This window comes from Mycobacterium sp., assembly GCF_052145595.1.
In the GTDB taxonomy this organism is placed as follows: Bacteria; Actinomycetota; Actinomycetes; order Mycobacteriales; family Mycobacteriaceae; genus Mycobacterium.
In genome coordinates, this window is record NZ_JBKQOI010000146.1 from 1 (window position 1) to 4,055 (window position 4,055).

At 62.9% G+C, this 4,055-nt stretch carries 5 protein-coding genes; 1 reads left to right on the forward strand and 4 read right to left on the reverse strand.

Annotated elements, in window-relative coordinates:
- The coding region (locus tag ACLP4W_RS13215; protein WP_442386567.1) for an alpha/beta fold hydrolase at positions 1-651 on the reverse strand (651 nt) is incomplete at its 3' end.
- Positions 652-916: 265 nt separating this feature from the next.
- On the opposite strand from ACLP4W_RS13215, the gene ACLP4W_RS13220 reads away from it, so the two are divergent.
- Positions 917-1,348 (forward strand): helix-turn-helix domain-containing protein, encoded by a 432-nt coding sequence (locus ACLP4W_RS13220; RefSeq protein WP_442386568.1) that lies wholly within the window; start codon positions 917-919, stop codon positions 1,346-1,348.
- A 577-nt stretch (positions 1,349-1,925) separates the two neighbouring features.
- Here the strand turns inward: ACLP4W_RS13220 and ACLP4W_RS13225 are convergent.
- The 3 genes from ACLP4W_RS13225 to ACLP4W_RS13235 form a co-directional block, all read right to left on the reverse strand.
- Positions 1,926-2,741 (reverse strand): bestrophin-like domain, encoded by an 816-nt coding sequence (locus tag ACLP4W_RS13225; protein WP_442386569.1) that lies wholly within the window; start codon positions 2,739-2,741, stop codon positions 1,926-1,928.
- Between the two features lie 265 nt (positions 2,742-3,006).
- Complete coding sequence (locus tag ACLP4W_RS13230) at positions 3,007-3,225, reverse strand: hypothetical protein (protein ID WP_442386570.1); 219 nt, start codon at positions 3,223-3,225, stop codon at positions 3,007-3,009.
- Between the two features lie 70 nt (positions 3,226-3,295).
- Positions 3,296-3,931, reverse strand: coding sequence for an alpha/beta fold hydrolase (locus ACLP4W_RS13235; protein ID WP_442386571.1), 636 nt, complete (start codon positions 3,929-3,931; stop codon positions 3,296-3,298).
- Between the last annotated feature and the right edge of the window lie 124 nt (positions 3,932-4,055).

Consider the following 4,055-nt stretch of genomic DNA (forward strand, 5'->3'; position numbering starts at 1 on the left):
CACGAGGGTGGGCACGCGGATTGTCGGAAGCACCGTGCGCACGTTCAACCGGGCCGCAATCGGATGCATGAGAGCAAGTGTCCCTGGGCTCGCCGCCATCCGCTCCATCCGAGCCCATGTTGCCCGAATCTCCTCGTTCCACGGCATGTCCGGGTTGAGGACGTGCTGCAATTCCCCGGTCCCCCACAACGTGACCATGGTTTCGGCCCATTCCTCGGGCGTGAGCCCCCCAGCGCGTTCGGTCTCCGCATCCGCGTAGCCTTCGGCGACTATCAGCGCCGACGTGCGCGACGGATGCGTTGCCGCGAACAGCGCCGCTGTCGCGAACGCGCCGTCAATCGCGAAGAGGACCGCTTCGCGACTCCCGAGGTCATCCAGCACGGCGGTGATGCTATCGGCCCATTGCTCCAAGGTCGGCAGCGCGCCCGGCGTGACGGGATCGGACGCTCCCGTGCCCGGCTGGTCAAAAAAGATGAGCCGCCCGAGCGATGTCATCGCCTCGACCCACCCTTGAAGGGACGGTAGCTCCGGAAGATGCTCGCAGCACGTGAACCAGTTCGGGACGAACACGATATCGCGAGGACCTTCACGTGACGTGCGATAGGCGACGCGCAAGTCCCCGTTCAGCGCATAGCGCGTCTCCGAGAACATTGCGGAAGTGTAAGCCGCGCGGAGCGGGTCGAGATTCGTTTCAATGCAGCGGCGGCTCATGGGCGCGCGGCGTTAAGCAAAGTCGCCAGCGGCGATGAGCGACGAGACAGGGAGTCTTGATTTGGCGAAGCGACGGCGTTGCAACGCTTTTCGTGGGTCCTCCCGGCAAATACCCCCTCTGAGCTGGGACTTCCCCGGTGCGTTGGTGTCGCATGGTGTCGCATGGGTGTCGCGTCGGCGGGTTAGCTGGTGTCAGACTGGGGGCATGACCAGCGCCGACGATGACCGGGGCGAGTACATCCGGCAGTTGCGCGCCGCCGGGTGGTCGGTGCCCGAGATCGGTGAGGATCTGGGCCTGTCCCGGTCGCAGGTGTATCGGATTCTGGCCGTGGTCGGTGACCCGGCCCGCGAACCCGACGACAACGACGAGGACGACTGGGACATCGACGGGGCCGAAGCCGAGTTCGACGCCACCGGCGACGAGGACCCGCACGTGTTGCCGTTCACCCACGTCGGCGAGGACCCGCCCGGCAGTCCGCGCTATCTGGACGGCAACGGGGCGAGTATGAGCAGTCTGGATTTCTACCGGTGGTGTACCTACCGGCGCAACGATGACGGCGACTGGCAGTTGGCCGCCGACGTAGAGGCGGATATGGCGCGGCAGATCACGGAGTACGCGGCGCGGGAGCGGGTCTAGAGATTTGCTCCCCGGCGCTGGCCGTGGGCACACCGTGGGCACAACATGGGCACATTTCTGTAGGTCTCTGTCGATCTACGTTATGGCGTTCTCGCAGCTCACAGCGGGTTTAGGCCCCTGGCCTGGACCGGCGATAACAGTTCAATCCTGACAGGGGGTTAGGGGTGGGACAACGACAACGCACTCGCCGCACGGCGTGCCAAATACCAGGCAGGCATGCATGAAACGCTGTAGTGCCATTGGATAGGGTCGAGTCGGCTCTGTCTGAAAACGGGCGAATATTCGCCCGACAACCTGCCGCATGGCTGATGCGCGCGAGCTGGAAACACGCAGCTGAGCATGATCAGAGGGATGGTGGCACCCCGAAGATGCCGGGCGAGCCAAAGAGGGTGCAGCCGAGTCGAAATAGGGATTTGACCAGTAAGAACGGGCGGAAGTAACTCCGCCGATGTCTGCGTTATTGCTCCTCGACCTGATCGGAACGTCCAAGCCGTATATCAGGCTTTTTCAGCTCGACTACGAGATGTCGTGTCCGAGCGAATTCTTTAGACTTGGCTTACCCGTACAGGCACGGCGACTACGCCGGGGGTGGCGACAGGACCTGGATGACCTCGCGCAGCGGTTCCGGGGACGTCGCAACTTCGCCGATGAACGGGTGCGAAAGTTCCAAGACGAGGAACAGGTTGGCGGCTACCAGCACGCCGAGGGTCGCGACCATCGGGTAGTGCATGGCGGGTTTCTCGACGCCGTAAATGATCGCGCAGCCAAGGAGCAGCCCGCTGGTGAGGAAGATGACCGCCCACAACGACCAGGGTGGGCCGACGTCGGTGCGGGCTTGGACTACCCGTTCTGTGCGTGCCTGACTGATCTTGTCGAGGTTGGTGAAAGAGGTAGCGAGGAAAGTCTTTTGGGTATCGTTGCGGGGCTGGACTTGCTCGTATGCGGTGTAAAGGCGCGCCAAAGCGTTATCGGCCTCAGAGAAGGAATGGCCACTCGCGGCGATAGGCCACTCGACGACGGCCGCACGTTCGTACTCCAGGAGACTCTGCCGGATCCGGTCGCTGTCGGCCTTGTCGAACACGGTGAGGTCCCTGGCCATCTGCACTGCGTCCGCGCCCTCGGTCCGTGACTTGGCGTCCGCACTGTTGATCTGACCCCACATCGCGGAGACGACGAAACCGGTGAAGAACGCGAACACGAATCCGACGACGCCGAAGGCGAACTTTGTTGCATCGTTGTGCTCGTCGCCCTTGAGCCGGGGGAACCGATGCCGGACATACATCTGGACAAGAACTGCTCCGCCTGCAACGAGGACGATGAGTCCGAGCAATATCACCCACGCCGGGACGTTGCTCACGATCCAACCACTCACAAGCCACACTCCTCCGAGCATCGCGCCAGCAACCCAGGCGGGGTTAGGCTCGATATGTCGCTCTGGACCCTACTGCGGACACGAGTGTTGTTGATGCTCTTTGGCCCACAGGCGCAGCCATTGCCGTAGCACGGCGTCGGGGTGTGTCGGACGGGTCGCTGCTGTTCCTGCTGCACCTGATCTCAAAGATGCAGCCTTTCCGCAACTGCGAGGAACGCGGCCACCACCTTGGCGCCGTGGGATGCAAGCGGCAACAAGCTAACTCACGGGCGATCATAGCCAGCCGCTAGCCGAGGCCGGTGCCGAACAGCAGGCCCACCAGGTAGGTGATAGTGGCGGCGCCGTAGCCGATGAGCAGCTGGCGCAGTGCTCGCCGAACTGGCGGTCCGCCGGACAGCAGGCCGACTATAGCGCCGGTGGCCGGGTTGATGATGTCGCGCTGAGCATGCGCGACAGCGCCGGGCTGCTGGCTTTGTGCTGAGGTCTCGGTGGTGGGGGAATTCATTGGCGGCCGTGTCTTTAATGGATGGGTTTTTGGCGCCGCTCGTGGCACGCCAGGATTTTGCGCTCGCCCATCACGCCAAGGTGGATGCGAGGAAGTTGAAGACGGTCTGATGAAGCTGATACATCGCACCTTCGTGGCAATGCGCGCCTGCGCCGTCGGCGCTGCGCAGCACGACGTGTTGGTGTGGTGCCTGCAGTTGCTGCGCTAAAGCGGCTGCCTGCCCCTGGAACACCTTGTCCTCCTCGCCTTCCAGAATGAGGACAGGTGTTCGGATGCTGCGAATCTGCTCGGCGCTGAGGGTGTAGTCAGCGGTTTTGCGAATGTAGTCGGCCGCGGAGTTGACACCATAAACCCAGACGCCATTTTGCAGACCCCAGCGGGCATTCGTGTCATTCCTGGCCATCTCGTCCAGCAGCGGGAGCGCTTCGTCATCCCGGTTCTGCTCGATCAAGTCCAGCGTTGCCTTGGGAATCGGCGGGTAGGAGGCATAGAAGGTGGTCATGCCGTCGTTGCAGACAATGGCCGCCGACCGATGATCGTGCGCAGCGTAGCGCGCTACCAGATAGCCACCGAGGCTGTAGCCGAAGTGGACGATCTTGCTGTCATCGATCTCGGGGGTGGTCAGCGCGAAGTCAACCACGGGGCCAAGAACATTTTCCCAGTCTGGACGGTATGTTGTTATGAAAGGCGAACTGTCGCTCCCCACGCCGTAGTCGTCATCGTCTGGGCGAACACGAAATCGGTTGGCTTGCAGGCTTTTCGGCAGGTCTCCTGTTCAGGTTCGACCGGAGCCGACACCGGTGCCGGCCGGGCTGAGCATGGGCGCCGCC

Coding starts and splice junctions, on each gene's coding strand:
- ACLP4W_RS13230 (WP_442386570.1), bottom strand. CDS start 3,225: ATGAATTCCCCCACCACCGAGACCTCAGCACAAAGCCAGCAGCCCGGC.
- ACLP4W_RS13225 (WP_442386569.1), bottom strand. CDS start 2,741: ATGCTCGGAGGAGTGTGGCTTGTGAGTGGTTGGATCGTGAGCAACGTC.
- ACLP4W_RS13220 (WP_442386568.1), top strand. CDS start 917: ATGACCAGCGCCGACGATGACCGGGGCGAGTACATCCGGCAGTTGCGC.